Here is a 26,469-nt window from a genome sequence, read left to right as displayed (position 1 = left end):
GACTGTCACTACTCCGTTTTGAGTAAATTTTTTGATTTTTTTAATAAATTACGATAAACTATAGGAGTATGAGAAAAAAAATTCGTCCAGCTTTTATAGTTATTATATTTGCTGCTTTTATAGGACTCTTGATTCTCAATCGTCCACGATTCGAAGAACATCCTGTAAAAACCAAACAAAATCCAGTTCAAATAGAAACACAAGCTCTACATAACTTGGATAAGCCTATCATCGATATCTCTGGTTGGCAACGACCGTCAGAGATTAATTATGATGTTTTATCTAAAAATATCTCTGGTGCTATTGTTCGAGTCCACGGAGGAAACCAGATTACTACTGAGAACGATGCATCTTATACCAATGGAACAGATAAAGCTTATAAAAGTCATATCGCTGAGTTTCAAAAGAGAAATGTTCCAGTTGCTGTCTATGCATATGTATCTGGAAAGAGTGTAGAGGAAATGGAAAAGGCTGCTGAAGCATTCTACAATTCAGCTTCCCCATACAATCCAAGTTACTATTGGTTAGATGTCGAAGAAAAAACGATGTCAGATATGAATAAAGGGGTTGAAGCTTTTCGTGCTAAACTAGAATCTCTAGGTGCTAAAAACATCGGTATTTACATCGGAGTTTACTTCATGGAAGAGCATAGCATCAGCACAGATAAGTTTTCAGCTATTTGGATTCCTTCCTACGGACCTGATTCGGGCTATTTTGAAAGTTCACCAAATACAGACCTTGACTTCGATCTTCATCAATACACCTCAAAGGGTAAACTGGTTGGATTTGAACACCATCTAGACCTAAATCTTATTTCTTTGTCAAAAGATAAGGAAGAAACGTTTAGAAAACTATTTTTAAAACCTTAATTTCATTCAGCAAGCAAGATATTACTTCTGCTTGCTTTTTTTATTTCTCTTACTTTGTGATATAATACAAGAAGAGAATTTTAGAGAATAAATATGGAGAGAGTTTATGTTATCTTGGATTTCAAAAATGATTAAAGGAATTGTTATTGCGCTAGGATTTATCTTGCCTGGTATTTCTGGTGGAGTCTTGGCAGCTATTTTGGGTATCTATGAGAGAATGATTCGTTTTCTTGCCCATCCATTCAAAAACCTAAAAGAAGATATTCTTTATTTCTTACCTGTTGCTATTGGGATGTTACTAGGTATTGGGCTATTTTCTTATCCAATTGAGTACCTCCTTGAGCACTATCAGGTTTATGTTTTATGGAGTTTTGCGGGTGCCATTATTGGTACAGTCCCAAGCCTTGTAAGGGAGGCTACTCAAGATTCAGAAAGAGACAAAGTCGATCTTATCTGGTTTTGGGTGACCTTTATTGTTTCTGGAATTGGTCTTTATGCTTTAAACTTTGTTGTTGGTTCACTCAGCGCAAGTTTCACAAGTTTTATCCTAGCTGGTGCTCTGCTTGCTCTAGGTATCTTGGTTCCAGGATTAAGCCCCTCAAATCTTCTCTTGATTTTAGGTCTTTATACCCCAATGTTAACTGGATTTAAAACTTTTGATTTATTTGGTACCTTCCTTCCGATAGGAATTGGAGCTGCTGCTACTCTAGTCATTTTTTCAAAATTGATGGACTACGCTCTTCGAGTGTATCACTCTCGTGTTTATCATTTCATCATTGCAATAGTTCTTTCAAGTACACTCTTGATATTGATTCCAAATGCGGGTAATGCTGAAAGTATTAACTACACTGGTTTATCTCTTGTGTCTTATGTCATTGTTGCCTTCTTTTTTGCTCTTGGTATTTGGTTAGGTATTTGGATGAGTCAATTGGAGGATAAATACAAATAATGGCTAAAAAAGTAAAAGTTAAAAAAACCTTAGTAGAGCAAATATTGACTAAGGCAGGTATTGACCATCAAGGTATTCAAATTAACGCTTTAGAGGGAGAACTTCCTTCTAATTATGATAGAAATCATATCTTTAAGACCTTAGCATTATTGGGTGATAAGACTGGTCCGGTAATAGGAATCGTTCCTATCACCGAACACCTTTCTGAAAAGAAATTAGCAAAGATTTCTGGCAATAAAAAAGTGGCCATGATTCCTCAAAAGGATTTAGAAAAAACGACTGGATATATCCATGGAGCTAATAACCCTGTAGGTATTCGTCAAAAACACAACTACCCTATTTTTATTGATGAAACAGCTTTAAAATTGGAAAAATTGATTGTCTCTGCTGGAGAAGTCGGACACAGTATCATCATCGCACCTAAAGATCTGGCAAACTTTGTAAAAGCTAGATTTGTAGATATCTTGGAGGAAAGTAACTCATGAAACTTTACTTTGTCCGTCACGGTCGAACAGTCTGGAATCTAGAAGGTCGCTTTCAAGGGGCTGGCGGAGATTCCCCACTTCTCCCTGAATCTATTGAAACTTTAAAAGACCTAGGACAGTATCTTAAAGATATCCCTTTTGACAAGATCTATTCGAGTGATTTACCGAGAGCTGTAAAATCAGCTGAAATTATCCAAAGTCAGCTGACAAATCCATGTCCCTTAGAAAGTGTTCCCGAACTCAGAGAATGGCACCTGGGTAAGCTTGAAGGTCTAAAAATTGCGACTTTAAATGCTATCTACCCTCAGCAAATTCAAGCCTTCAAAACTAACTTAGCTAAGTTTGATACACGCATGTTCGAAGCTGAATCACTCTACACTACAACTCAGCGGACCATCCAATTTATCAAGTCCTTAAAAAACTCTAAGGCAGAATACCTATTACTTGTTGGTCATGGAGCAAACCTTACTGCAAGTCTTCGCACGCTGATAGGCTATCAGGAAGCTCTGCTTCGTAAAGACGGAGGTTTGGCTAATGCAAGTCTAACAATTATAGAAACTGATGACTTTGAAAGATTTACTCTAAAGACTTGGAACGATACTTCTTATCAAAAAATATAGAACTTGATATTAACAATCAAGTTCTTTTTAGTTTTTATAGAATATCCGTGAATTTCTTGACTATTTATGATAAAATGGAGTATCGTGAAAAATTAATTTATTATTTCAAATTTCGATTAAAATTAGGAGGAACTCATGTCAACAGAACACATGGAAGAACTAAATGACCAGCAAATCGTTCGTCGCGAAAAAATGGCTGCGCTCCGTGAACAAGGAATTGATCCTTTCGGTAAACGTTTTGAACGTACTGCCAACTCTCAAGAACTAAAAGATAAATTTGCTGAGCTAGATAAAGAACAACTACACGAACTAAATGAAACTGCTACTATCGCTGGACGCTTGGTGACTAAACGAGGTAAAGGTAAAGTTGGTTTTGCTCACCTTCAAGACCGTGAAGGTCAAATCCAAATCTACGTTCGTAAAGATGAAGTTGGTGAAGAAAACTACGAAATCTTCAAAAAGGCTGACCTAGGAGACTTCCTTGGGGTCGAAGGTGAAGTTATGCGTACTGATATGGGAGAGCTCTCTATTAAGGCTACACACATCACTCACTTGTCTAAAGCCCTTCGTCCGCTTCCAGAAAAATTCCACGGCTTAACAGATGTTGAGACAATCTACCGCAAACGTTACCTTGATTTGATTTCAAACCGCGAAAGCTTTGAACGCTTTGTTACCCGTTCAAAAATCATCTCTGAAATCCGTCGTTACCTTGATGCTCAAGGATTCCTTGAAGTTGAAACTCCAGTTCTTCACAACGAAGCTGGAGGTGCTGCTGCCCGTCCGTTTATCACTCACCACAATGCACAGAACATTGATATGGTACTTCGTATCGCGACTGAGCTTCACTTAAAACGCCTTATCGTTGGTGGTATGGAACGCGTTTATGAGATCGGTCGTATCTTCCGTAACGAAGGAATGGATGCTACACACAATCCCGAGTTCACTTCGATCGAAGTTTATCAAGCTTATGCAGACTTCCAGGACATCATGGACTTGACTGAAGGTATTATCCAACACGTTGCTAGAGCCGTTAAAGGCGACAGTCCAGTTATCTATCAAGGAACTGAAATCAAGATTAACGAGCCATTTAAACGTGTTCACATGGTTGATGCTATCAAGGAAATTACTGGTGTAGATTTCTGGCAAGACATGACTTTCGAAGAAGCTAAAGCTATCGCTGCTGACAAGAAAGTCCCAGTTGAAAAACACTACACCGAAGTTGGTCACATCATAAATGCCTTCTTTGAAGAATTTGTCGAAGAAACTTTGATTCAGCCTACCTTTGTTTATGGTCACCCAGTAGCTGTATCTCCACTTGCTAAGAAGAATCCTGAAGACGAGCGCTTCACTGACCGTTTCGAACTCTTCATCATGACTAAAGAATACGGAAATGCCTTTACTGAATTGAACGATCCAATCGATCAGCTTAGCCGATTTGAAGCCCAAGCCAAAGCCAAAGAACTTGGTGACGATGAAGCAACTGGCATTGACTACGACTACATCGAAGCCCTTGAATATGGTATGCCACCAACAGGTGGTTTGGGAATCGGTATCGACCGTCTCTGCATGCTACTCACTGATACTACTACTATCCGTGACGTACTTCTTTTCCCAACTATGAAATAAAAACTAAACTCCTAGATGATTTCTAGGAGTTTTTTGTAGTTAAAAAGACAACCTTATCTAAGAGGTTGTCTTTTGTGTTTGAATTAGAATAATCCAAGAACAGTTCCATCGCTTTCAACATCCATGTTGAGAGCGGCAGGACGTTTTGGAAGTCCAGGCATAGTCATGACATCACCAGTTAAGGCAACGATGAAGCCTGCACCAAGTTTTGGTACCAATTCACGAATGGTAATTTCAAAGTTTTCAGGTGCTCCAAGTGCATTTGGATTATCTGAGAAACTGTACTGAGTCTTAGCCATACAGATTGGCAGTTTATCCCAACCATTTTGTACGATTTGTGCAATTTGGGTTTGAGCTTTCTTCTCAAAGTTAACCTTGCTACCACGGTAAATTTCAGTCACAATCTTTTCGATTTTTTCTTGAACAGAAAGGTAGTTGTCATAGAGACGTGTGTAGTTTGCTGGGTTTTCGTCGATTGTTTTTACGAGAGTTTCAGCTAGAGAAACTCCTCCTTCAGCTCCATCAGCCCATACGCTCGCTAATTCGACTGGTACATCGATTGAAGCACATAGTTCTTTCAAGGCTGCGATTTCCGCTTCTGTATCAGAAACAAATTCATTGATAGCAACAACTGCTGGAATACCGAACTTACGAATATTTTCAACGTGGCGTTTTAAGTTTGCAAATCCAACACGTACTGCTTCTACATTCTCTTCTGTCAGAGCATCCTTTGCAACACCACCATTCATCTTAAGGGCACGAAGAGTCGCCACAATGACTACTGCACTTGGAGCTGTTGGCAAGTTTGGAGTCTTGATATCCAGGAACTTCTCAGCACCAAGGTCGGCACCAAAGCCAGCTTCTGTTACAGTATAATCAGCTAAACGAAGAGCTGTTTTAGTCGCCAATACAGAGTTACATCCGTGAGCAATATTGGCAAATGGGCCACCGTGTACGAATGCAGGTGTACCATAAATTGTTTGAACTAAGTTGGGTTTAATAGCATCTTTCAAAATCAATGCCAAGGCACCTTCAACCTGTAAATCACCAACTGAAACTGGTGTGCGATCATAACGGTAGCCGATAACGATATTAGCCAAACGACGTTTCAAATCTTCAATATCAGTTGCCAAGCAAAGGATAGCCATGATCTCTGAAGCAACTGTGATATCAAATCCATCTTCACGTGGAATACCATTAAGTGGACCACCAAGACCAACAGTTACATGGCGAAGAGAGCGGTCATTTAAGTCAACAACACGTTTCCAGAGAATACGACGTTGATCGATTCCTAGCTCATTTCCTTGGTGCAAATGATTGTCAATCAAGGCAGAAAGAGCATTGTTGGCAGTTGTAATAGCGTGCATATCCCCAGTAAAGTGAAGGTTGATATCTTCCATTGGTAACACTTGGGCATAACCACCCCCAGCAGCTCCACCTTTAATCCCCATAACAGGGCCAAGAGAAGGTTCGCGTATGGCAATCATAGTTTTTTTACCAATCTTGTTCAAAGCATCAGCAAGACCAATGGTAATGGTTGACTTCCCTTCACCAGCAGGTGTTGGGTTGATAGCTGTAACAAGAATCAACTTACCAACTGGATTTGTCTCAACCTCACGAATCTTGTCAAAGCTTAGTTTAGCCTTGTACTTTCCATACAACTCCAAATCATCATATGAAATACCAAGTTTCTCAACAACATCAACGATTGGTTTTAACTCAATACTCTGTGCAATTTCAATATCTGTTTTCATAAAAAACTCCTCTAGCCTCTAATGTGTTAATTCATTATATCATAAAACAAGATTTTTAACAGTCATTATGATTAGTAACGTTCGTGAATATGGCTAAATAACAGACTTTCTTTATCTCTATTTAAATTTTTATATGTCTTTATAGGTTTTAACTATGGATTAACATCCTATTTTCGGCCCTTGTTACATCGCTTTCATTTTACTTAATGCTCATTTTTTTGTACAATAGTTCTATGAAAATTTTAGTTACTTCTGGTGGTACAAGTGAAAAAATTGATAGAGTTCGTTCTATTACCAATCACTCTTCCGGTAAACTTGGAAAAATTATCACCGAAACTTTTCTAAAGGCTGGCCACGAAGTTTGTTTGATTACCACTCTTCAGGCAGTTAAGCCACTTAGTCAGACAAACTTGACCATCATCGAAATTAAAAATACTGCTGATTTGCTGCAAGTCATGAAAGATAAGGTTATGGATCACCAGGTCTTAATCCATTCCATGGCAGTATCAGATTACACGCCTGTCTATATGGCTGGTTTTGATGAGGTTGAAGCTAGTCAAGATTTAACAGAGTTTTTAGATAAGAAAAATCAGGAAACAAAAATCTCATCTAAGGAAGACGTTCAGGTTCTATTTCTCAAGAAGAATCCAAAAATCATATCTCTTGTTAAAGAATGGAATCCTAAGATTCACCTGATTGGATTTAAATTACTGGTTGATGTCAGCCAGGAACATCTGATTCAAATTGCTCGGGAAAGTCTTGAAAAGAACCAAGCTGATTTAATTGTCGCAAACGACCTTACTCAGATTAGTAGCGAACAACATAAGGCTTACTTAGTTGAAAAAAATTCTTTCCAAACTGCTATGAGTAAACATGAAATTGCTAATTTACTCCTCGAGAAAATCAAAAGTTATGACTAAAAGAAAGGAATTTTATGGCCCGTATTACACTCGCTATTACAGGATCTATTGCTGCATACAAGACAGTTGACCTAGTTAGTTCTTTAAAAAAACAGGGGCATTCTGTTACTGTTCTTATGACTCAGTCAGCAACAGAATTCATTCAGCCATTAACTTTACAAGTACTATCACAAAATACTGTACATCTCGATGTCATGCACGAACCTTTTCCAGATCAAGTGAATCACATTCAAATAGGAAAAGAAACAGATTTATTTATCGTAGTTCCTGCGACAGCCAATACAATCGCTAAATTAGCTCACGGTTTTGCTGACAATATGGTGACTGCTACTGCTCTTGCTTTGCCACACTTTGTACATAAACTATTGGCTCCAGCTATGAACACAAAGATGTATGACCATCCTGCAACCCAAGCTAATCTAAAAACTTTAGAAAATTATGGTTATACAATTATTTCTCCCAAAGATTCTCTACTGGCCTGTGGGGATACAGGTCGTGGTGCTCTCGCTGATCTCGAAACTATTTTACAAGAAATAAAGGATAAAATTCATGAACAAACGCTCTAATATTGCTCCAATCGCTATCTTTTTTGCTATTATGATTGTTATTCATTTACTAAGCTCGATTTTATTTAATGTACTTCCCTTTCCAATCAAACCAACCATCGTTCACATTCCAGTAATTATTGCAAGTATTATCTACGGACCAAGAATCGGTGCAACCTTAGGTTTTCTGATGGGAATGCTTAGCTTAACGGTTAATACTCTCACAATCCTGCCAACAAGCTATCTCTTCTCACCATTTGTACCAAATGGTAACTTCTATTCAGTTGTGATCGCAATTGTTCCTCGTATCTTAATCGGTTTGACCCCTTATTTCGTCTATAAACTACTAAAGGGAAGAGCTGGACTCATCTTTGCAGGTGCACTTGGCTCACTCACGAATACAGTATTTGTCTTAGGTGGTATCTTCTTTCTCTTTGGTAATGTTTTTGATGGAAATATTCAAAAACTATTAGCGACTGTTATCTCAACAAATTCAATCGCAGAATTAATTATCTCAGCCCTCTTAACTCTCGTCATTGTTCCGAGACTTGAAAAAATTAAATAATAAAAACTGTATCAAGAGATACAGTTTTTTATTTCTATTACTGAGCTAAACGAGCTTCTTCTAAAATCTTCTCAATCTTTGTTGTCAGTAAATCAATAGCTACAGTATTGGTTACACCTTCAGGTATCACAATATCAGCATAACGCTTTGTTGGCTCGATAAACTGATGATACATAGGTTTTACGACGCCAAGATACTGATCAATGACGCTATCCAAACTACGACCACGTTCTTCCATATCGCGTTTAATACGACGGATGATACGAACATCATCATCAGTGTCCACAAAAATCTTGATATCCATCAAATCACGAAGACGTTTGTCTTCTAAAACCAAAATTCCTTCTACAATAAAGACGTCTTGAGGTTCTTGACGATAGGTTTTCGAGCTTCTTGTATGGGCAGCATAATCATATGTAGGAATATCAACAGGACGCCCCGCCAACAATTCTTTGATTTGCGCAATCATCAAGTCAGTATCAAAAGCAAAAGGATGGTCATAATTAGTCTTAATACGTTCTTCAAAGGTTAAATGAGATTGATCTTTATAGTAGGAATCATGCTCAATCATGGCAATTTTTTCATTTGGGAAATGGGATAAGATTGCTTTAGAAACACTGGTTTTTCCTCCACCAGATCCCCCTGTTACTCCGATAATGATTGGTCTGTTTTGCATAGTTGCCTCCGTATTTTTCCTTTGTCTATTTTACCATATTTTTAGAAAATTTTACAGGTGGACTTTTTAAATAATAGTACAAAAAAACCTTGTAGTTTAGTTCTACAAGGTTTTAATGTTTTTAATCAAAGTTAACGTATTCTTTAGAAAGTTCAAGAACTTCTTCCATCGTTGAACATTCAGTAAGAGCACGGTTAGCATATTCTTGCATCTTAGCTGTGTCAAGTTTCTTCATCAAGCTACGAGTACGAAGTACAGATGTGGCTGACATCGAGAACTCATCCAAGCCCATTCCGACAAGAAGTGGAACAGCAGTTTGGTCACCGGCCATTTCACCACACATACCTGCCCATTTACCTTCAGCATGTGCTGCTTTGATCACGTTGTTGATCAAACGAAGGATTGATGGGTTATATGGTTGGTAAAGGTATGAAACTTGTTCGTTCATACGGTCAGCAGCCATTGTGTATTGGATAAGATCGTTTGTACCAATTGAGAAGAAATCAACTTCTTTAGCAAATTGATCCGCAAGCATTGCTGCAGCTGGGATTTCAATCATGATCCCTACTTCGATATCGTCTGCAACGGCAACACCTTCAGCAACCAATTTAGCTTTTTCTTCTTCAAGAATACCTTTAGCAGTACGGAACTCTTTCAACAAAGCAACCATTGGGAACATGATACGCAATTTACCGTGAACAGATGCACGAAGCAAGGCACGCAATTGTGTACGGAACATTTGGTTACCAGTTTCAGAAATAGAGATACGCAAAGCACGGTAACCCAAGAATGGGTTCATTTCTTTAGGAAGATCGAAGTAAGGAAGTTCTTTATCCCCACCGATATCCATTGTACGAACAACAACAGGTTTACCGTTCATACCTTCAAGAACTGCTTTGTAAGCTTCGTATTGATCGTCTTCCGTTGGGAAATCTTGAGAATCCATGTACAAGAATTCTGTACGGTAGAGACCAACAGCTTCGGCACCATTTTCGTTCACACCTTCAACGTCTTTTGGTGTACCGATATTAGCTGCCAACTCAAAGTGTTTACCATCTGCAGTAACAGTTTTAGCATCTTTCAAAAGAGCCCATTCAGCTTTTTGTTTAGCGTAAGCTTCACCAGCTGCTTTGAATTCTGCAATTTGTTCTTCAGTTGGGTTGATTACGACTTCACCTGAAATACCTGAAACAGCCAAAACATCACCATCTTTTACAAGTTCAGTGATGTTGTTTGTACCCAATACAGCAGCTATTTCAAGTGTACGAGCCATGATAGCTGAGTGGCTTGTACGTCCACCAATGTTTGTTACAAAAGCTTTTACAAAGTTTTTGTCCAATTGAGCAGTATCAGACGGAGTCAAGTCGTGCGCAATCACAATCACTTCTTCATTGATTGAAGCTGGGTTTGGCAATTTCTTGCCAAGAAGATTTGCCAAAACACGTTTGGTAACGTCGCGAATATCCGCTGCACGTTCTTGCATGTATGGGTTGTCTTCCATTCCTTCGAAGATAGTGATAAACATGTCTGTAACTTCTTTCAGACCTGCTTCTGCATTTACTTTCTTTGCACGAATTGTTTCTTTAATCTGACCGATCAATTCAGGGTCAGCAAGAACCATCAAGTGAGCGTCAAATACTTGCGCCGCTTCTTCACCAAGCGTACCTACAGCCTTCTCGCGGATAAGAGAAAGCTCGTTTTGAGAAGCTTCAAGAGCAACATCCAAACGAGCCTCTTCTGCATTTGTATCTTCGACTGTAATAGTCTCGAATGATAAATCCGGTTGAACGAGTAGATATGCTTTAGCAACTGCAACACCATCAGATGCTGCGATTCCTTTAAGCATTTCTGTCATATCCTTATGCCAATCCTTCTTTTTCCATTGTTTCTGAGATAGCAGCGATAGCATCATCAGCGTCTGCACCTTCAGCACTGATCGTAACGTCAGCACCTTGACCAACACCAAGGCTCATAACACCCATGATAGATTTAAGGTTAACTGATTTACCTTTGTACTCAAGAGTAATATCTGAAGCAAATTTGCTAGCAGTTTGTACCAACAATGTTGCTGGACGTGCGTGAATACCTGTTTCTGCCACTACGTGGAAATCTTTAGAAGCCATAATTTGACTCTCCTTTAAATGTTTTCTTTTTGAGTTATATCTGATAACCCTTACAATTTGGTATTATATCACCTTCTAGGATTTTTTTCAAGTATTTTATGGGATTTCTTCTTTTTCCTTTCAGATAACTTGCTGAAAATCTTCTATTTTATGTATCAAAATACATCATATAGTTTTTTAAAATTTTAACATTTAGAAAACGCTGTTATTTATGGGTTTGATTTTTTACAATCACTATATATTGTGTTCGGATAACTCTCATCTGAAAAAAATCTACAATATTTAGTTTTTCTTCGTTGACAAAGATTTTTTTTCTGATATACTTAAGAAGTAATTAAATTTTGAAAGAGGAGTTACAGAATGGTAACCGTTTATTCTAAAAACAATTGTGTTCAATGTAAAATGACCAAACGATTCTTAGATAGTAACAAAATCGCATATCGCGAAATCAATCTTGATGAACAACCTGAATTTATTGAACAAGTTAAAGAGCTAGGCTTCAGCGCTGCTCCTATCATTCAAACACCAACTGAAGTTTTCTCTGGTTTCCAACCAGCAAAACTTAAAGAACTTGCTTAAGTATCAGGATTAAAAGCTTCTATGTCAATCTTAGAAGCCTTTCTTTTGTAATGAATTAAAGGAAATTTTATGGGATTAAAACAACTTGAGGACGTAACTTACTTCCGTCTAAATAATGAAATCAACCGTCCTGTTAATGGACAAATCATGCTCCACAAAGATAAAGAAGCTTTGGACGCTTTCTTTAAAGAAAATGTTGTACCAAATTCTATGGTTTTTGATTCTATCACTGATAAAATCGATTACCTTATTAAACAAGACTATATCGAAACAGCTTTTATCAAGAAATATCGTCCAGAATTCTTAGAAGAGCTTTACCAATTTATTAAGGATCAAAACTTCCAATTCAAGTCTTTCATGGCAGCATACAAGTTTTACAATCAATATGCCTTGAAAACTAATGACGGAGAGTACTATCTTGAAAGCATGGAAGACCGTGTCTTCTTTAACGCTCTTTACTTTGCTGATGGTGACGAAGCTATCGCAATTGATATTGCCAATGAAATCATCCACCAGCGTTACCAGCCTGCTACACCTTCTTTCTTGAATGCAGGCCGTGCACGTCGTGGTGAATTGGTATCCTGTTTCTTGATTCAGGTAACAGATGATATGAACTCTATTGGACGTTCTATCAACTCAGCTCTTCAACTTTCACGTATCGGTGGTGGTGTCGGAATTTCCCTCAGCAACCTTCGTGAAGCTGGATCACCTATCAAAGGGTACGAAGGGGCTGCTTCTGGTGTCGTACCAGTTATGAAGCTTTTCGAAGACAGCTTCTCTTACTCTAACCAATTGGGTCAACGTCAAGGTGCTGGGGTTGTTTACCTTAACGTCTTCCATCCAGACATTATTGCTTTCCTTTCTACTAAGAAAGAAAATGCTGATGAAAAAGTTCGTGTCAAGACTCTTTCACTTGGTGTTGTGGTACCAGATAAATTCTACGAATTAGCACGTAAGAATGAAGAAATGTACCTCTTCAGTCCTTATTCTGTTGAAAAAGAGTATGGTGTACCTTTTAACTACATCGATATCACAGAAAAATACGATGAATTGGTGGCAAATCCAAACGTCCGTAAGACAAAAATTAAGGCCCGTGATTTGGAAACAGAAATTTCTAAATTGCAACAAGAATCTGGCTATCCTTACGTAGTCAATATCGATACTGCTAACCGTGCAAATCCTGTCGATGGTAAGATTATCATGAGTAACCTGTGTTCAGAAATTCTTCAAGTCCAAGAACCAAGTCTTATCAACGATGCGCAAGAATTCCTTCAAATGGGTACTGACGTTTCATGTAACCTTGGTTCAACCAACGTTGTAAATATGATGACATCACCTGACTTTGGACGTTCTATTCGTGCAATGGTTCGCGCTTTGACCTTTGTAACAGATAGCTCTCACATCGTTGCTGTTCCAACTATCGACCACGGAAATAGCCAAGCTCATACATTTGGACTTGGTGCCATGGGGCTTCACAGCTATCTTGCTCAGCAATTAATCGAATATGGATCTCCTGAGTCTGTTGAATTTACAAGCATCTACTTTATGCTTTTGAATTACTGGACTTTGGTAGAATCAAACAATATTGCGCGTGAACGTGGCATTACCTTCCACAACTTTGAGAAATCAGACTATGCAAATGGTACTTATTTCGATAAGTATACGTCTGGTCAATTTGTTCCAAAATCTGATCGTGTTAAAGAACTCTTTGATGGAATCTTTATCCCGTCTGCAGCTGATTGGGCTGAACTTCGTGATAAAGTTAAAACTGATGGACTTTACCACCAAAACCGTCTTGCTGTAGCGCCGAATGGCTCTATCAGCTACATCAATGACGTGTCTGCTTCTATCCACCCAATTACTCAACGTATTGAAGAACGTCAAGAGAAGAAAATTGGTAAGATTTACTATCCTGCTACAGGATTATCAACTGAAACTATTCCTTACTACACTTCTGCCTATGACATGGATATGCGTAAAGTTATCGATGTCTATGCTGCTGCAACTGAGCACGTAGACCAAGGGCTTTCACTTACTCTCTTCATGCGTAGTGATATCCCAACAGGTCTTTACGAATGGAAGAAGGAGAACAAACAAACAACACGTGACCTATCTATCCTTCGTAACTACGCATTTAACAAGGGTATTAAGTCTATCTACTACGTTCGTACCTACACAGATGACGGCGGTGAAGTTGGTGCTAACCAATGTGAAAGCTGTGTGATTTAAAATCTCACTAAAATCTTGTTTACAAAGATAAGGTAACATCAAAAAGTCGGAGTACCGACTTTTTGTGCGGTAACCCAATCACACAAGACTAGAACATGCATCAATATTTTAATAAAATCAAAAGAAAGAGATTTGTAATGGAAACTTACTACAAAGCCATTAACTGGAATGCCATCGAAGATGTCATCGATAAATCAACATGGGAAAAACTAACCGAACAATTTTGGTTGGATACACGTATTCCCTTATCTAATGACTTAGATGACTGGAGAAAGTTATCAAATCAAGAAAAAGACTTGGTAGGAAAAGTCTTTGGCGGTTTGACACTTTTGGATACCATGCAGTCTGAAACAGGGGTAAATGCTCTTCGCGCTGATATTCGTACTCCTCACGAAGAAGCTGTTTTTAACAACATCCAATTCATGGAATCTGTCCACGCTAAATCTTATTCTTCTATTTTCTCAACCTTGAATACCAAGACAGAAATTGAAGAAATCTTTGAATGGACTGATACAAACCCATATCTTCAGAAAAAGGCACAAATCATCAATGAGATTTACCTTAACGGAACACCACTTGAAAAGAAAGTGGCTAGTGTATTCCTTGAAACCTTCCTCTTCTACTCTGGTTTCTTCACTCCACTCTACTATCTAGGAAATAACAAGTTGGCAAACGTTGCTGAAATCATCAAACTCATCATTCGGGACGAGTCAGTTCACGGAACATATATTGGTTATAAATTCCAACTTGGTTTTAACGAATTACCAGAAGAAGAGCAAGAAAAATTAAAAGACTGGATGTACGACCTCCTCTACACTCTTTATGAAAATGAAGAAGGTTATACAGAGAGTTTATATGATGGTGTTGGTTGGACTGAAGAAGTGAAAACATTCCTTCGCTACAACGCCAATAAAGCTCTTATGAACCTAGGACAAGATCCTCTCTTCCCTGACTCAGCTGACGATGTAAACCCTATTGTTATGAATGGAATTTCAACTGGTACATCCAACCACGACTTCTTCTCTCAAGTTGGTAACGGATATCTACTTGGTGAAGTTGAAGCTATGCAGGACGATGATTATAACTACGGATTAGACTAATTAAGAAATATAAAAACATCTGAGTTAAAAACAAACACAGATGTTTTTTGTTTTTGTTTATTTTTGTTTTGTTTAAGTTGCTTAGATGTTTAAAATATGATAAAATGATATTGGATATGGGGGTGATTCAATGCTAAAACAAGAAAAACTAGATGTGATTTTAGAGATTGTCAATACAAGAGGAACCATTACAGTCAAAGAAATAATGAATCGTTTAGATATTTCTGATATGACTGCTCGACGTTATCTGCAAGAGTTAGCTGACAAGGATCTACTTGTTCGAGTGCATGGAGGTGCTGAAAAACTTCGTTCTGGTTCTCTATTAGCAAATGAACGCTCGAATGTCGAAAAGCAAGGTCTTCAGATTGCTGAAAAACAAGAAATTGCAAAATTTGCTGGTCATTTAGTCGAAGAAAGAGAAACGATTTTTATCGGTCCAGGTACTACTCTTGAGTTCTTTGCGCGTGAACTTCCAATAGATAATATTCGTGTGGTAACAAATAGCCTTCCTGTTTTCATTATCTTGAATGAGCGAAAGTTGACTGATTTAATTTTGATTGGTGGAAATTATCGAGAAATCACTGGTGCCTTTGTCGGAACCTTAACGCTCCAAGATATCGAAAGTCTTCAATTCTCTAAAGCTTTTGTTAGTTGCAATGGTATAAAAGATCATGCTATCGCTACTTTTAGCGAAGATGAAGGCGAAGTCCAAAAGCTAGCATTAAATAATGCTAATAAAAAGATTCTTCTTGCTGACCACAGTAAATTTAATAAGTTTGATTTTTATACTTTCTATAATATTGCTGATATTGATACAATTATTTCAGATTCAAAACTTAGCCAAGAAACCCTAAAAACTTTGTCTAAACAAACAAAAATTATTAAGTCGACACCTTAAAAAGTCTTACCAATGGTGAGACTTTTTTTATCGTTATATTTACTCAATAAGGCCTGTTTCTGCTAATTTCTTGTACCAATGAGCTGACTTTTTAGGATAACGCTCTTGGGTTTCAAAGTCCACATAAAAGAGACCATAGCGTTTTTCGTAACCATTTGACCAAGAGAAGACGTCCATCAATGACCAGATGAAGTATCCTTTGACGTTTGCACCATCGGCAATCGCATCAGACAATACTTCCAAGTGTTGTTTCACATAATCAATACGGCCATCATCGTAAACAGTGTTGTCCACAAATTCATCTTTGTAGCCAAGTCCGTTTTCAGTGATGTAGATTTTCTTATAGTTTGGATAATCCGCCTTCACACGCATGATCTGATCATATAGCCCTTGAGGATAAATGATCCAGTCCCAGTCAGTGCGAGGTACATAGTCAGGAGCTACACGACGACCAACACCTTTAATTTGGTACTTAGAGCTTCCTTTTTCCCCTTTACCGTTGTGGATGATTTCAGTTTCACCATCAAATGCTTCCATCCAATCACTCATGTAGTAGTTAATTCCAAGGAAGTCATTCAGGTCTTTAGCTGCTTCAAGTGCCACAAAGTCTTCGTCTCGAAGATCCAACTCACCACCATTAACTGAAAGAATGTGGTTTACACCTTCCATTGTTGCATCTGAATAGTGTCCAAGGTAGGTTGCATCCAAGATAAATTTGTTGTGGATGATATCTTCCAACTCAGCAGCACGAACGTCTGCAGGATTTTTAGGATCCAATGGATACTTAGTTGGAAGGGCGTGAACAACCCCTATTTCACCTTTATAGCCTTTATCCTTGTAGAGTTTGACAGCTCGAGCATGTGAAACCATCATATTGTGGTGGGATTGGAAGACTTTCGCAAGGTCATATTGAATACCTGGTGGGAATTTACCGACCAAGTATTGACCATCACCGATTGGGCCAATTTCATTGAAGGTTGTCCAGTAGTTGACTTCTGGGAATTCTTCAAAACAGAAGGCTGCATAGTCCACAAAATGGTCCATATTTTCACGATTTAAGAAGTCTCCGTTTGAGTGAAGCGCTTCAGGTGTATCAAAGTGGTGAAGAGTTACAAATGGTTCTACATGACGTTTATGACATTCTGCAAATAACTTATGATAGAATTCTACCCCTTTTGGATTTACTTCACCATAGCCAGTTGGGAAAATACGTGACCAAGCAATAGAAATACGAATTCCGTTTACGCCATATTCTTCCGCCAACTGTAAGTCTACTGGATATTTATGGTAAAAATCGCTTGCTGGTTCTGCTGTATACCAATAGTTATCAGCTAAGTATTTATCCCAGGCAACAGGACCTTTACCGTCTGTATGAGTCGCACCTTCTGCCTGATAAGCTGCTGTTGCGCCACCAAAAATAAAATCTTTAGGAAGTGTTTTTGTCATTTTTTCACCTATTTCTTGATTGGATAAAATGAAAAGTGAGGGGAGAGGAGTTAGTGAGCCATCCATCTCCATCTCACTTCTTGTTCCAAGCCACCGAATTGTGACATAAGGAGGTAAAAACGATATATTTTTACCGACGAATTAACAAGGCGATTAGGAAAATCGCCATAGCAATTTCCGTTACGATAGGAGACTGTTTCACAGTCCCTATCGTTAATCGAATTGCGCCTGAACAAATGCCAGAGCACCTTTTCCATCACGGGTTAACTTGATGTACTGAGCACCTTCTGTCTTCGCCAATTTGATGCCTAGTTTATCTGTTTCAGCCTTCATATCTTCGAAGTTGGAAGCAACTTGAGGCGCCAAGATAACAAGGTCAAATTCTGGCAACATTTCACGGTGGGCTCCATAGCCACCTGCTGCAGCTTTTACTGGAACTTTATACTCTTCTGCGGCTTTATTCAAAGCATTGGCAAGAAGACCACTTGTTCCTCCACCCGCACAAAGAACGAGGACGTTTGTTTCTTCAGTAATAGTATTTTGTGCTGGTTCTACTCCAGCTTTTGCAAGAATAGCATCTGCTTTTGCAGTGTTAAAGTTTGCAGCTACTTTATCTTTTAATTCATCATTAGCTTTACCTGAACGTTCTTCTTCAAGAATTTGTTCATCATAAACCTTGAGGAATGGATAGTAGATAGCAATATCTACTACAATTAACAATGCTGCAAGAGCGAATGATAAGAACTGGAAGTTTGTACCAAGAACAATACCAAGAGGTCCTGGTGTAGTCCATGGAAGGTTGGCAGTAAATGAGTTCATGCCAAGTGTTTCAATAAAGAACTTAAAGATCCATACGTTTGCAATTGGTGCAAAGATGAATGGGATAAAGAAGATCGGGTTCAAAACAAGTGGTGCACCAAACAAGATTGGTTCGTTTACACCAAAGAATGTAGGAACTACTGAAGCGCGTCCAATAGCACGATTTCGTTTCGATTTACATAACCACATAAACATGAATGGAACCACAAGAGTTGCCCCTGTACCACCCATAGTAACGATAAACATTTGTGTACCAGATGTAAGGATCTTATCAGCGTGCATACCTTGTTGAAGAAGGTTCAAGTTGACTTCAGCATTTGCATAAGTGATCGCTGCAATCGCAGGCTCAACGATAGATGGGCCGTGAATACCAATAAACCAGAAGAATGCAAAGGCACCGAAAATAATCGTAATACCAACATAACCGTCTGCTGCTGAGAATAGAGGCGCAAAGAATTTACCGATTGATTCTGCTACACTTGCACCAACAAAATGACGAGCAAGTAAGTCAAGACCGTATAGGGAAACGATAGAAAGCGTAAATGGAATAACATCTTTAAAGACCTGTGAGATATTTGGTGGAACTTCATCAGGCATTCGAATAGTAACATTATTCTTCACACAAACCTTATAGATTGCTACAGTCACAAAGGCTGCTAGGAAAGCTGAAAGCAAACCTTTTGTTCCGAGGAAACCTGTTGCAAAGCCCCCTTCAATTGGGTCAGCTGCCAACATCAATAACCCAACAATAGCAGCTAATAGAGTTGACATATAGTTGATTTGGTTAGTTTTTTCCATGCTACGGTTAACAGAGTCTGTTAAAGATTTAGCAGTTGTACCAGCAACCAAAAGTGCGAGAATACCCATTGAATAGCTATAAGGTTTCATCAAAAGCGCTACAACATCATCAGACCATACAAATCCCCATGAATTAGGCACAAAGGCAATCAAGATAAAAATACTTGAGAATAAAATGACTGGCATCCCAGCGATAAATCCATCACGAATAGCACGAAGATAGATATTACGAGATAGTTTTTCAAAGAAAGGTTTTCCTTTCTCGATAAAGGCAATTAACTTATTCATTATTTAGCTCCTCTTTTATAAAGTTCAATTAAATGATGCATCAAATCTTTTAGCAAGATTGTTGTCATCAGGTGATCTTGGCCATGCATCATGGTCACGCTATAGGCTAAATCCTCACCAGCAGCTTCCTTAGTCAATAGACTTGTTTGCGCGTGGTGGGCCTCTGCAATACAGCTACCAGCTTCCTCTACCAGAGCGTCCGCTTTTGCAAAATCACCAGCTTCAGCAGCTTTCAGAGCTTCTAAGAGTTTTGAACGAGCATCGCCAGCATAGGCAACAATCTCAAAACCTAGCAATGTTACTTCTTCTCTATTCATGATAGATTTCTCCTTATATAATTTTTAGTAATATTATGACAATAAACGTTGAATATGTAGAACAAGGTAAACTCGTTCACTCTTATAAAGGTCAACACCCGTTTCCTGTGCAATAACTTCATAAATTTTACTACCAATCTCGAATGCTTCTGGATAGGTGTTTTTTATATGTTCTTCCATATCGAGCAAGGATTGATTATCATCGCGACTACGATCAAGGTAATCCAAGAAATAATTTAGATGAATCATAAAACGATCGTAGAAATTATTATTTTCTTGGGTTCTTTGAATGTTATAGCTCCTGAGAAGACTCTCAACCTTCTTTATGATTTCCTTTCTCTTATCAATAGCTTCTGGAACTTCTACCTCATTCTCACCCTCGGCATTAATAAAGTGGTAGGCTATTCTTTTTATTTCATCCTTTGGTAAATTACCAGATAGTTTACTATTATAGATTTCAAAAGACTCTTGAGCTATTTGAAAAGCAATAGGATACTCCTTTGAAATATCAGGTAAATTACTATCCTTATAACGTCCTTGGCTAATCGCTTGATAAGAACAATAGATATGGTCTGTCAAGGTTACGTAGAGGTACTCTTGAACAGGATATTGGTATTTTTTTGAAAGATTATCGATAATTTCATAAGTAACGGTAATAAAGTCTAACGGAACATCCTTGAGTAAAGTCATAAAATTTTCTCGAGATTCTTCAGTCTTCATCCGAAAGACTTTTTCAACCTGATCCTCAGAAATCAAATCTCCCTTCTTCTTACCAAACGAAATACCCTTACCAACTACGATCAACTCCTCTCCCTTGCTATTTCGCACAAGAGAAACATTGTTATTCATTGGATTTAATATCCGATACATGTCGACCTCCTTGTTCTGTCATTTAAGAGCTAGAGTATAAAAAATGACCACAAATGACCCTGAAAATAAATTTCTGAGTCATCTGTGATCATGCCTAATATTACTTAGTAACACTCACTCTTATTAACTTGTGATTTTAGTATATCACAAGATTTTGTTTTTGTAAACCTTTTCATCTAACTTTTTTTAAAATTAGTAGATTTAAAAGACAGATATAGGGAGTTTATACACGTTCAGTCCATGAAGTTGCTGTTGTTTTAAGAACTTTGTTGAGTTCATCGATGTTCTCAAAACCAGTTGTACGAAGCCATTCGCGAGCAGCTGCTTCACCGTCTTTGATATAAGCTTCAACTGATCCAGCCCATGTTGCACGTCCACAAAGAACACCATTGAAGTTTGCACCTGATTCGTGCGCAAATACAAGAGTTTCTTGGAAGAGCTTAGCTGATACACCTGCACTCAAGTAGATGTATGGCAAGTTAGTAGCTTCGTCTTGAGCTTTAAAGAAGTCTGCAGCTTCTTCACGTGTGTGAACGATTTCGCCATCGCCAAATCCTTCAACGTATTTCACGTTAACTGGAACTTCCACTTTCAAGACATCGATGTTAAAGCGTGGGTCTGAGAAGACCTTCATAGCACCGATAACCTTGCGTGGTTTTACTTTAGCGTATTCTGCAGAACCTGCGTCCGCAATCTTTTCATCGTAAGCCAAGATTTCAAGGAAGAATGGAATATCTTCAGCTACACACTCAGAACCAATACGTTCAATGTAGGCTTGTTTTTGTTGGTTGAGTTCGTCAGAGCTATCTACGTCATAGTAAAGCAAGAATTTAACGGCATCTGCACCTTGTTCTTTGATACGTTTTGCAGACCAAACGTCCAAGCAGTCTGGCAAGCGTTTTGTACTTGTTGTATCGTATCCTGTTTTCTCATAAGCAAGGAGAAGACCAGCATTTGGATCAAGAGCTTTTGTAGCTGGAAGTCCGTACTCAGGGTCAAGTAGCATAGATGAAGCATATTTAGTTAATTCATCCGCCACCAATACTTTAAGTTCTTCCATTTGAGCAACTGTTGGCTCTTCTGTTTGGTATTGAGCCATGAGGCGTTTCAAAGCACCACGTTGGTCAAAAGCGAGAGCTGAGATGATACCATTCTCATCAGAGAGTTTTTGCATACAAGCGCGTTTATTTTCTGTTAAAACCATTTTATACCTCTTTTACAATTAATTGGTCATAGAGACCTTGATAGTTAGCCATATTGACATGACCGGTCATTTTTTCTTGAGCATTAAGCATACCAAGGACATTAGCCTTGATTAACAGTTCTTGATCCGTTTCTTTATGGAAAAGACCTGAAGCAATACCTGCCACTGTAGAATCGCCAGAACCAACTGGATTTACTACTTGAATTCTTGGAATATCTACTTTGTAGAAAGTGTTACCGTGTTTAGCAAAGGCCCCATTAGCGCCTAAGGAAACGATAATCCACTCGATTCCATCAAATAGTGGTTCTTGAAGGACTTCTTTTAATTCATCCAAGTCTTTAGAAATTTCTCTTCCTAAAAGTTGAGATAATTCTTCATTATTTGGTTTGATAACTGTTGGCTTATATGGAGATTCAAGAACCGCCTGAAGTGAAGCTCCTGAACAGTCCAATACAACAGGTTTCCCAGCATGATTCGCAAGTTCAACCAGACTAGCATAATAATCCACTGGAAGTCCTGCAGGTAGACTACCTGAAATGGCCACTACCTCTACAGTCTCTAAAAGTTCTTTGAAATGAGCCAAGAAATCTTGACCTTCTTTTTCTTGAACTTCAGGACCTTTTTCTAGGATTTCTGTTTGGTTTTCTCCATGTAGAATTGCGATACAGTTACGGGTTTCACCTTGAATAGAGAAGAAACGTTTGCTTACTTTATCATCAATATTTTCTACTAAAAAATCACCAAGTTTACCACCGACAAGTCCTGTTGCCACTACTGAATCACCAAATTCTGATAGGACACGAGTAACATTTAAACCTTTACCACCAGCCGTTTTAGTTACATCTACAACACGGTTGACAGTGTCAATTTTCAATTCATCCAAAGGATAGGAAATATCAATGGATGGGTTCATTGTGACTGTTAAAATCATAAGTCACCTCTTAGTCGTGGTATTCACCACGATCCCATTTTTCAAGGAACTCTGTAAAGAAGTTGGCATCCGTTTGATGATCGTTATGAGTTTCGACGTGTTGGATTTTAGCGATCAATTTTTTGTTTTCTTCTGATGGTTTGTATTCAGCGTTGATGAAAGCTTCAATGATATCACACATGAGCAATTCACCAGTGATTTTACCACCAAATCCGATTACGTTGGCATTCAATTGTTCTTTTGCATATAGAGCTGTTGTCATATCGCGAACCAAAGCAGAACGAACACCAGGAACCTTGTTAACAGCATTATTAATACCTACACCAGTTCCACAGATACATACACCAAGATCAGCTTGGCCACTAACTACTGCTTCACCAACTTTTTTACCAAAGATAGGGTAGTGGGTACGAGCATGGTCATAAGTACCAAAGTCGATAACTTCGTGTCCTTTAGATTTCAAAAATTCTGAAACCGCCATTTTTTCATTTGTTACGATGTGGTCACATCCGATTGCAATTCTCATTACTTATTCCCTCCGATTAATTGTATAAATCTAATATCATTTATCCTAACTCAAGAAAAATCAAGATTAGCTTAGGAAGCGAGCTGCGAGCATAACTGAGGTTAGCTAAAGTGAGCTGACGACAGATTATCTTGATTTTTGAAGAGTATTAGCACATTTTGTTCAACATGTCGACCCTGATTTGGTGACGACCGCCGTCGTATTTACCATTTACAAAGCCTTTAGCAATGTTTTTAGCTAATTCATCACCAACAAGTTGAGCACCCATCGTAATCATACGTGAGTTGTTGTGACCGCGAGTCATATAAGCTGAACGTTCATCAGAAACTTCTGCAGCAACCATTCCTTTGATTTTAGTAGCAACCATAAACGGACCTGCACCATAAGCATCAATGACGATACCAAGGTTTTGTTCTTCTTTCTTAACTTCTTCCGCAACCGCAAGAGTTACATCAACAAAGTCTTGACCTTCTGCTGTAACATCCACTACGTGGAAGTTTTCTTTTTCCAAGAAGTCTTTTACAACTTCTTTTAATCTTAAACCTGCAGCATCTGCACCAATAACAATAGCCATATTGTATACTCCTTTTTTATAATAGACCAGTAAAACTTTTTGATTCTAGCCCAAAAGAGACCTTTCTCAAATAGTTACTAGTAGTTTTGTTGACAATCATTTAAATTAAGAACAAATATCTTATTTGTTTCTTAATAAGCTTTCTTCAGAGAAAAGCCAGAACAGTAATCTTGTTAAAATAAACACAAATTGTTCTTTATAAACATAATATACTACTATTAGTTGGAAAAGTCAACAATTTATGTTTGTTTTTGTTTATTTTTTATAAAATCTCGATATCAAATCCAATCTGATCAAAATCACTAGGTTTTATAATCTTAACATCTTTCTTATCTTCCAGTCTATCTCCTTCTTCTATTGAAGTAGACAAACCTGACCATGGTTCCAAGGCAATAAAAGGACCTTTATTAAGAGTTGACCATACGATTAAATTTGGAAACTCTTTAAAATGTAGTTTCAAACCTTTATCATGTTTTCGTGAACGCAAAGCTACTGTGCGAGATTCCAACTCATCTAATGTCACAGCATCATAGCTAAAGAAGTCATAATTCAAGTCTATTTCTTTTTGATTATTTAACCAAGAATTTCTATCTTTTAAATCCAACATTCCTGTTTCTGGGAAAGGTTTTGGAACTGTACATGTTTCTGGCTTTTCAAATTCAAGATAGTAATCTTCATATACCTCGTCATCTAGTAAGGGACAGTTAAAACCAGGATGCCCACCGATAAAATATGGCATACTCTTTTCTGATTCTTTATTATAGATTTTATACTGAGTACGTATAGTTTTCCCAGTCACTGTATAAGTGATTTCTAAACGAAAATGATAAGGGTAGTTTGCATACATTTCTTCATCGTCTTCGATAGCGAATGTAACAGAATTATCTGTTTGTTCTACTAATGTAAATTCTTTTTTTCTTACTAAACCATGTCGAGGAATTTTTACTTCTTTTTGACTACCATCTTCCTTATCATAAAGGACCGTATCATTTCTTACTGAACCACATATTGGGAATAATACGGGTGCTTGTCCACTCCAATAAGTTGGATCACCCTGCCACAAATACTCTACGCCTTCCTTGTCTTTTATGGAAGAAAGGGCGCCTCCAAGCGTTTGAAACTCAACATTTAATTGATCTGATTTTAATACAATCATAAGTCTTACCTCCAATTCTCTAAAAAAACTAGGCTGACTGCTCCATAGTGGAAACTGACAACCTAGTTTTTACAATTTACATTTTTAGGAGCAAATTATTTTGCGTTTGCTGCGTATTCTTCATTACGTTTGATCATTTGTTTTCTGTACCATGCAAAGATACCAACGTAGAATACAAGGAATACTAATGCGCCAAGGATAGCTTTGATATCACCAGTTGTAGCGTTACCGATTGCCCAACCAAATAGTTTTTCGATTGGTCCTTCAAGAGTTGAGTGAGTAATCAATTGTGATTGGTTCACACCTTCTGGGAAGGCACCTACACCTTTAGCAAGTTCAGTTGCGAATGGTGCGATAAGTGTACCTGAAAGAAGGAAGAGTGGCAACAAGAGAGTTCCGAAGATAATCATACGGAGCAATTTACCACGAGTAACTACCAAGAGAGCTGGAGTTACACCCATAGCGATGATACCAGCAAGTGGCAAGATACCATTTCCGACATTTGAAAGAAGCACTGCTTCAACCAACATGATTGGTGCAAGTACGTTAGCACAAGCCCAGATTTCAGCACGACCAGCGATAAATGGCCAGTCAAGACCGATGTTGAATTTACGTCCTTGAAGACGTTTAGTAGCAACGTTTGTAATACCTTGTGAAAGTGGTTCTACGGCTGCGATGAACCATGAACCGATCAATGAGAAGAGCTCCAAGCAGACACCGGCAGTCAAACCAAGTGACAACCAACCTTTAATAACAAGTTCCCATGAAGATGCATCTTCTACTCCAGCAACTGGATGTGGAGTACCCATCAAACCGATAACGATACCAAGGATGAAACCGATGAAGAATTTAGATCCCCAGAAACCGATTCGTTTGTTCAATTTAGCAGCGTCAAAGTCGTATTTATCAAGACCTGGGAAGAATTTATCGAAAATCTTATCCAAAACCATGATAACTGGGTTCATCATGTAGTTCATGTGAGTTGAAGTCATTGGTGATGAACTTGGTGCGTTAAGAAGGTCATCAAATGTTGGTTTCATCAAGTCAGAGTTGATAATTTTAAGAACGCCAACAAGAACAACAGCTGCAGTCGCGATGAAGAGTGAAACTCCTTGGCTAACTCCATTGTTGTCAGCGTACCATTTGATCAAAAGTCCTGTGATAGACAAGTGCCAGATATCGAAGATATCAACGTCAAGTGTATCAGTTTTCTTAATTGCAAGCATTACAATGTTGACAATCAACATAACTAGCAAGAAGTATAGAGTCCATGCAGATCCCCAAGTGATTGTAGCAAGCGGTGCCCAACCAACGTCGGTGATGTTCAATTGAATACCAGTATTTTCAACGAATTTTGCAAGTGAAGCTGAGAAAGCTCCATTAAGCATACCGATGATAGCACCGATACCAGTAAGCGCGATGGCAAGTTTGATACCACCTTCAAGTGCTTTGGAGAATTTAACTCCGAAAAGCAAGGCCAATACTGTCAAAATGATCAGCATGATGATTGGGCCACCCATAGCCAAGATTGGTTTAAAGAAATCGTTGGCTAGATTGATAATGATTTCCATAATTTTTCCTCCCTTTATTTTTATGGAAAAT

General features: G+C 38.2%; 26 protein-coding genes. 12 read left to right on the top strand and 14 right to left on the bottom strand.

What is annotated here, in order from left to right; translation table 11 throughout:
- The first annotated feature begins 68 nt into the window (after window positions 1-68).
- The 5 genes from KBU52_RS02150 (at window position 69) to lysS (ending at window position 4,549) form a co-directional block, all read left to right on the top strand.
- Window positions 69-869: a glycoside hydrolase family 25 protein gene (locus tag KBU52_RS02150; RefSeq protein WP_254724166.1), complete on the top strand. Its 801-nt coding sequence runs from the start codon at window positions 69-71 to the stop codon at window positions 867-869.
- Window positions 870-975: 106 nt separating this feature from the next.
- Window positions 976-1,818 (top strand): DUF368 domain-containing protein, encoded by an 843-nt coding sequence (locus KBU52_RS02145; RefSeq protein ID WP_254724165.1) that lies wholly within the window; start codon window positions 976-978, stop codon window positions 1,816-1,818.
- On the top strand, window positions 1,818-2,303 hold the full coding sequence (locus KBU52_RS02140) for an aminoacyl-tRNA deacylase (protein WP_254724164.1): 486 nt from the start codon (window positions 1,818-1,820) through the stop codon (window positions 2,301-2,303). Before KBU52_RS02145 ends, KBU52_RS02140 begins: the two co-directional genes overlap by 1 nt.
- Window positions 2,300-2,923 carry a histidine phosphatase family protein gene (locus tag KBU52_RS02135; RefSeq protein WP_254724163.1) on the top strand — a complete coding sequence of 208 codons (624 nt, stop codon included), beginning with the start codon at window positions 2,300-2,302 and terminating at the stop codon, window positions 2,921-2,923. The genes KBU52_RS02140 and KBU52_RS02135 overlap by 4 nt, the downstream gene beginning before the upstream one ends.
- 135 nt (window positions 2,924-3,058) lie before the next feature.
- Entirely contained in the window at window positions 3,059-4,549 is a 1,491-nt protein-coding gene (gene lysS, locus KBU52_RS02130) for a lysine--tRNA ligase (protein WP_254724162.1), read from the top strand.
- 83 nt (window positions 4,550-4,632) lie between these two features.
- On the opposite strand, the gene KBU52_RS02125 is transcribed toward lysS, so the two are convergent.
- Complete coding sequence (locus tag KBU52_RS02125) at window positions 4,633-6,303, bottom strand: formate--tetrahydrofolate ligase (protein WP_254724161.1); 1,671 nt, start codon at window positions 6,301-6,303, stop codon at window positions 4,633-4,635.
- Window positions 6,304-6,536: 233 nt separating this feature from the next.
- Here KBU52_RS02125 and coaB point away from each other — a divergent pair, with 233 nt between their 5' ends.
- From coaB to KBU52_RS02110, 3 genes are read left to right on the top strand one after another with little or no spacing between them, the layout of a single operon-like run.
- Window positions 6,537-7,223, top strand: coding sequence for a phosphopantothenate--cysteine ligase (coaB, locus tag KBU52_RS02120; protein WP_254724160.1), 687 nt, complete (start codon window positions 6,537-6,539; stop codon window positions 7,221-7,223).
- A gap of 14 nt (window positions 7,224-7,237) precedes the next feature.
- On the top strand, window positions 7,238-7,789 hold the full coding sequence (coaC, locus tag KBU52_RS02115; RefSeq protein ID WP_254724159.1) for a phosphopantothenoylcysteine decarboxylase: 552 nt from the start codon (window positions 7,238-7,240) through the stop codon (window positions 7,787-7,789).
- Window positions 7,773-8,333 (top strand): ECF transporter S component, encoded by a 561-nt coding sequence (locus KBU52_RS02110; RefSeq protein WP_254724158.1) that lies wholly within the window; start codon window positions 7,773-7,775, stop codon window positions 8,331-8,333. The genes coaC and KBU52_RS02110 overlap by 17 nt, the downstream gene beginning before the upstream one ends.
- Before the next feature lie 37 nt (window positions 8,334-8,370).
- Here the strand turns inward: KBU52_RS02110 and udk are convergent, their stop codons facing one another.
- From udk to KBU52_RS02095, 3 genes are all read right to left on the bottom strand, one after another.
- Window positions 8,371-9,009: a uridine kinase gene (udk, locus tag KBU52_RS02105; protein WP_004253618.1), complete on the bottom strand. Its 639-nt coding sequence runs from the start codon at window positions 9,007-9,009 to the stop codon at window positions 8,371-8,373.
- A gap of 121 nt (window positions 9,010-9,130) precedes the next feature.
- Entirely contained in the window at window positions 9,131-10,864 is a 1,734-nt protein-coding gene (gene ptsP / locus KBU52_RS02100) for a phosphoenolpyruvate--protein phosphotransferase (protein WP_254724157.1), read from the bottom strand.
- A 4-nt stretch (window positions 10,865-10,868) separates the two neighbouring features.
- The gene (locus KBU52_RS02095) at window positions 10,869-11,132 is read right to left on the bottom strand and encodes a phosphocarrier protein HPr (protein WP_000146947.1); all 264 of its coding nucleotides are present in this window, start codon (window positions 11,130-11,132) and stop codon (window positions 10,869-10,871) included.
- 360 nt (window positions 11,133-11,492) lie between these two features.
- Here KBU52_RS02095 and nrdH point away from each other — a divergent pair, with 360 nt between their 5' ends.
- The 4 genes from nrdH (at window position 11,493) to KBU52_RS02075 (ending at window position 15,938) form a co-directional block, all read left to right on the top strand.
- Complete coding sequence (gene nrdH, locus KBU52_RS02090) at window positions 11,493-11,711, top strand: glutaredoxin-like protein NrdH (RefSeq protein ID WP_004253610.1); 219 nt, start codon at window positions 11,493-11,495, stop codon at window positions 11,709-11,711.
- A 69-nt stretch (window positions 11,712-11,780) separates the two neighbouring features.
- On the top strand, window positions 11,781-13,940 hold the full coding sequence (nrdE, locus tag KBU52_RS02085) for a class 1b ribonucleoside-diphosphate reductase subunit alpha (protein ID WP_254724156.1): 2,160 nt from the start codon (window positions 11,781-11,783) through the stop codon (window positions 13,938-13,940).
- A gap of 137 nt (window positions 13,941-14,077) precedes the next feature.
- Window positions 14,078-15,040, top strand: coding sequence for a class 1b ribonucleoside-diphosphate reductase subunit beta (gene nrdF / locus KBU52_RS02080; protein WP_006148574.1), 963 nt, complete (start codon window positions 14,078-14,080; stop codon window positions 15,038-15,040).
- 130 nt (window positions 15,041-15,170) lie between these two features.
- Window positions 15,171-15,938 carry a DeoR/GlpR family DNA-binding transcription regulator gene (locus KBU52_RS02075; protein ID WP_254724155.1) on the top strand — a complete coding sequence of 256 codons (768 nt, stop codon included), beginning with the start codon at window positions 15,171-15,173 and terminating at the stop codon, window positions 15,936-15,938.
- A 39-nt stretch (window positions 15,939-15,977) separates the two neighbouring features.
- On the opposite strand, the gene lacG is transcribed toward KBU52_RS02075, so the two are convergent.
- From lacG to KBU52_RS02025, 10 genes are all read right to left on the bottom strand, one after another.
- On the bottom strand, window positions 15,978-17,384 hold the full coding sequence (gene lacG, locus KBU52_RS02070; protein WP_301785836.1) for a 6-phospho-beta-galactosidase: 1,407 nt from the start codon (window positions 17,382-17,384) through the stop codon (window positions 15,978-15,980).
- A gap of 213 nt (window positions 17,385-17,597) precedes the next feature.
- Window positions 17,598-19,289 (bottom strand): lactose-specific PTS transporter subunit EIIC, encoded by a 1,692-nt coding sequence (locus tag KBU52_RS02065; RefSeq protein WP_254724153.1) that lies wholly within the window; start codon window positions 19,287-19,289, stop codon window positions 17,598-17,600.
- Window positions 19,289-19,606 carry a PTS lactose/cellobiose transporter subunit IIA gene (locus KBU52_RS02060; protein ID WP_006151126.1) on the bottom strand — a complete coding sequence of 106 codons (318 nt, stop codon included), beginning with the start codon at window positions 19,604-19,606 and terminating at the stop codon, window positions 19,289-19,291. Before KBU52_RS02060 ends, KBU52_RS02065 begins: the two co-directional genes overlap by 1 nt.
- A 33-nt stretch (window positions 19,607-19,639) precedes the next feature.
- Window positions 19,640-20,476, bottom strand: a complete 837-nt coding sequence (locus tag KBU52_RS02055) for a PRD domain-containing protein (protein ID WP_254724152.1) — start codon at window positions 20,474-20,476, stop codon at window positions 19,640-19,642.
- 223 nt (window positions 20,477-20,699) lie between these two features.
- Window positions 20,700-21,680 (bottom strand): tagatose-bisphosphate aldolase, encoded by a 981-nt coding sequence (gene lacD / locus KBU52_RS02050; RefSeq protein WP_006148581.1) that lies wholly within the window; start codon window positions 21,678-21,680, stop codon window positions 20,700-20,702.
- A 1-nt stretch (window position 21,681) separates the two neighbouring features.
- Window positions 21,682-22,611, bottom strand: coding sequence for a tagatose-6-phosphate kinase (locus tag KBU52_RS02045; RefSeq protein WP_254724151.1), 930 nt, complete (start codon window positions 22,609-22,611; stop codon window positions 21,682-21,684).
- A gap of 10 nt (window positions 22,612-22,621) precedes the next feature.
- A complete protein-coding gene (gene lacB / locus KBU52_RS02040; protein ID WP_001216925.1) occupies window positions 22,622-23,137 on the bottom strand; it encodes a galactose-6-phosphate isomerase subunit LacB in 516 nt (171 codons plus the stop codon).
- A 148-nt stretch (window positions 23,138-23,285) separates the two neighbouring features.
- Window positions 23,286-23,711, bottom strand: a complete 426-nt coding sequence (lacA, locus tag KBU52_RS02035) for a galactose-6-phosphate isomerase subunit LacA (RefSeq protein ID WP_006148584.1) — start codon at window positions 23,709-23,711, stop codon at window positions 23,286-23,288.
- Between the two features lie 262 nt (window positions 23,712-23,973).
- Complete coding sequence (locus KBU52_RS02030) at window positions 23,974-24,867, bottom strand: aldose 1-epimerase family protein (protein WP_254724150.1); 894 nt, start codon at window positions 24,865-24,867, stop codon at window positions 23,974-23,976.
- A gap of 95 nt (window positions 24,868-24,962) precedes the next feature.
- Window positions 24,963-26,438, bottom strand: coding sequence for a PTS galactitol transporter subunit IIC (locus KBU52_RS02025; protein WP_254724149.1), 1,476 nt, complete (start codon window positions 26,436-26,438; stop codon window positions 24,963-24,965).
- Window positions 26,439-26,469 lie beyond the last annotated feature (31 nt).

The sequence above is a fragment of the Streptococcus sp. 9.1(2021) genome (assembly GCF_030466425.1).
Taxonomy (GTDB): domain Bacteria; phylum Bacillota; class Bacilli; order Lactobacillales; family Streptococcaceae; genus Streptococcus; species Streptococcus wuxiensis.
Note: the sequence above shows the minus strand (reverse complement) of the source record. Positions and strands in the feature narration are given on the sequence as shown.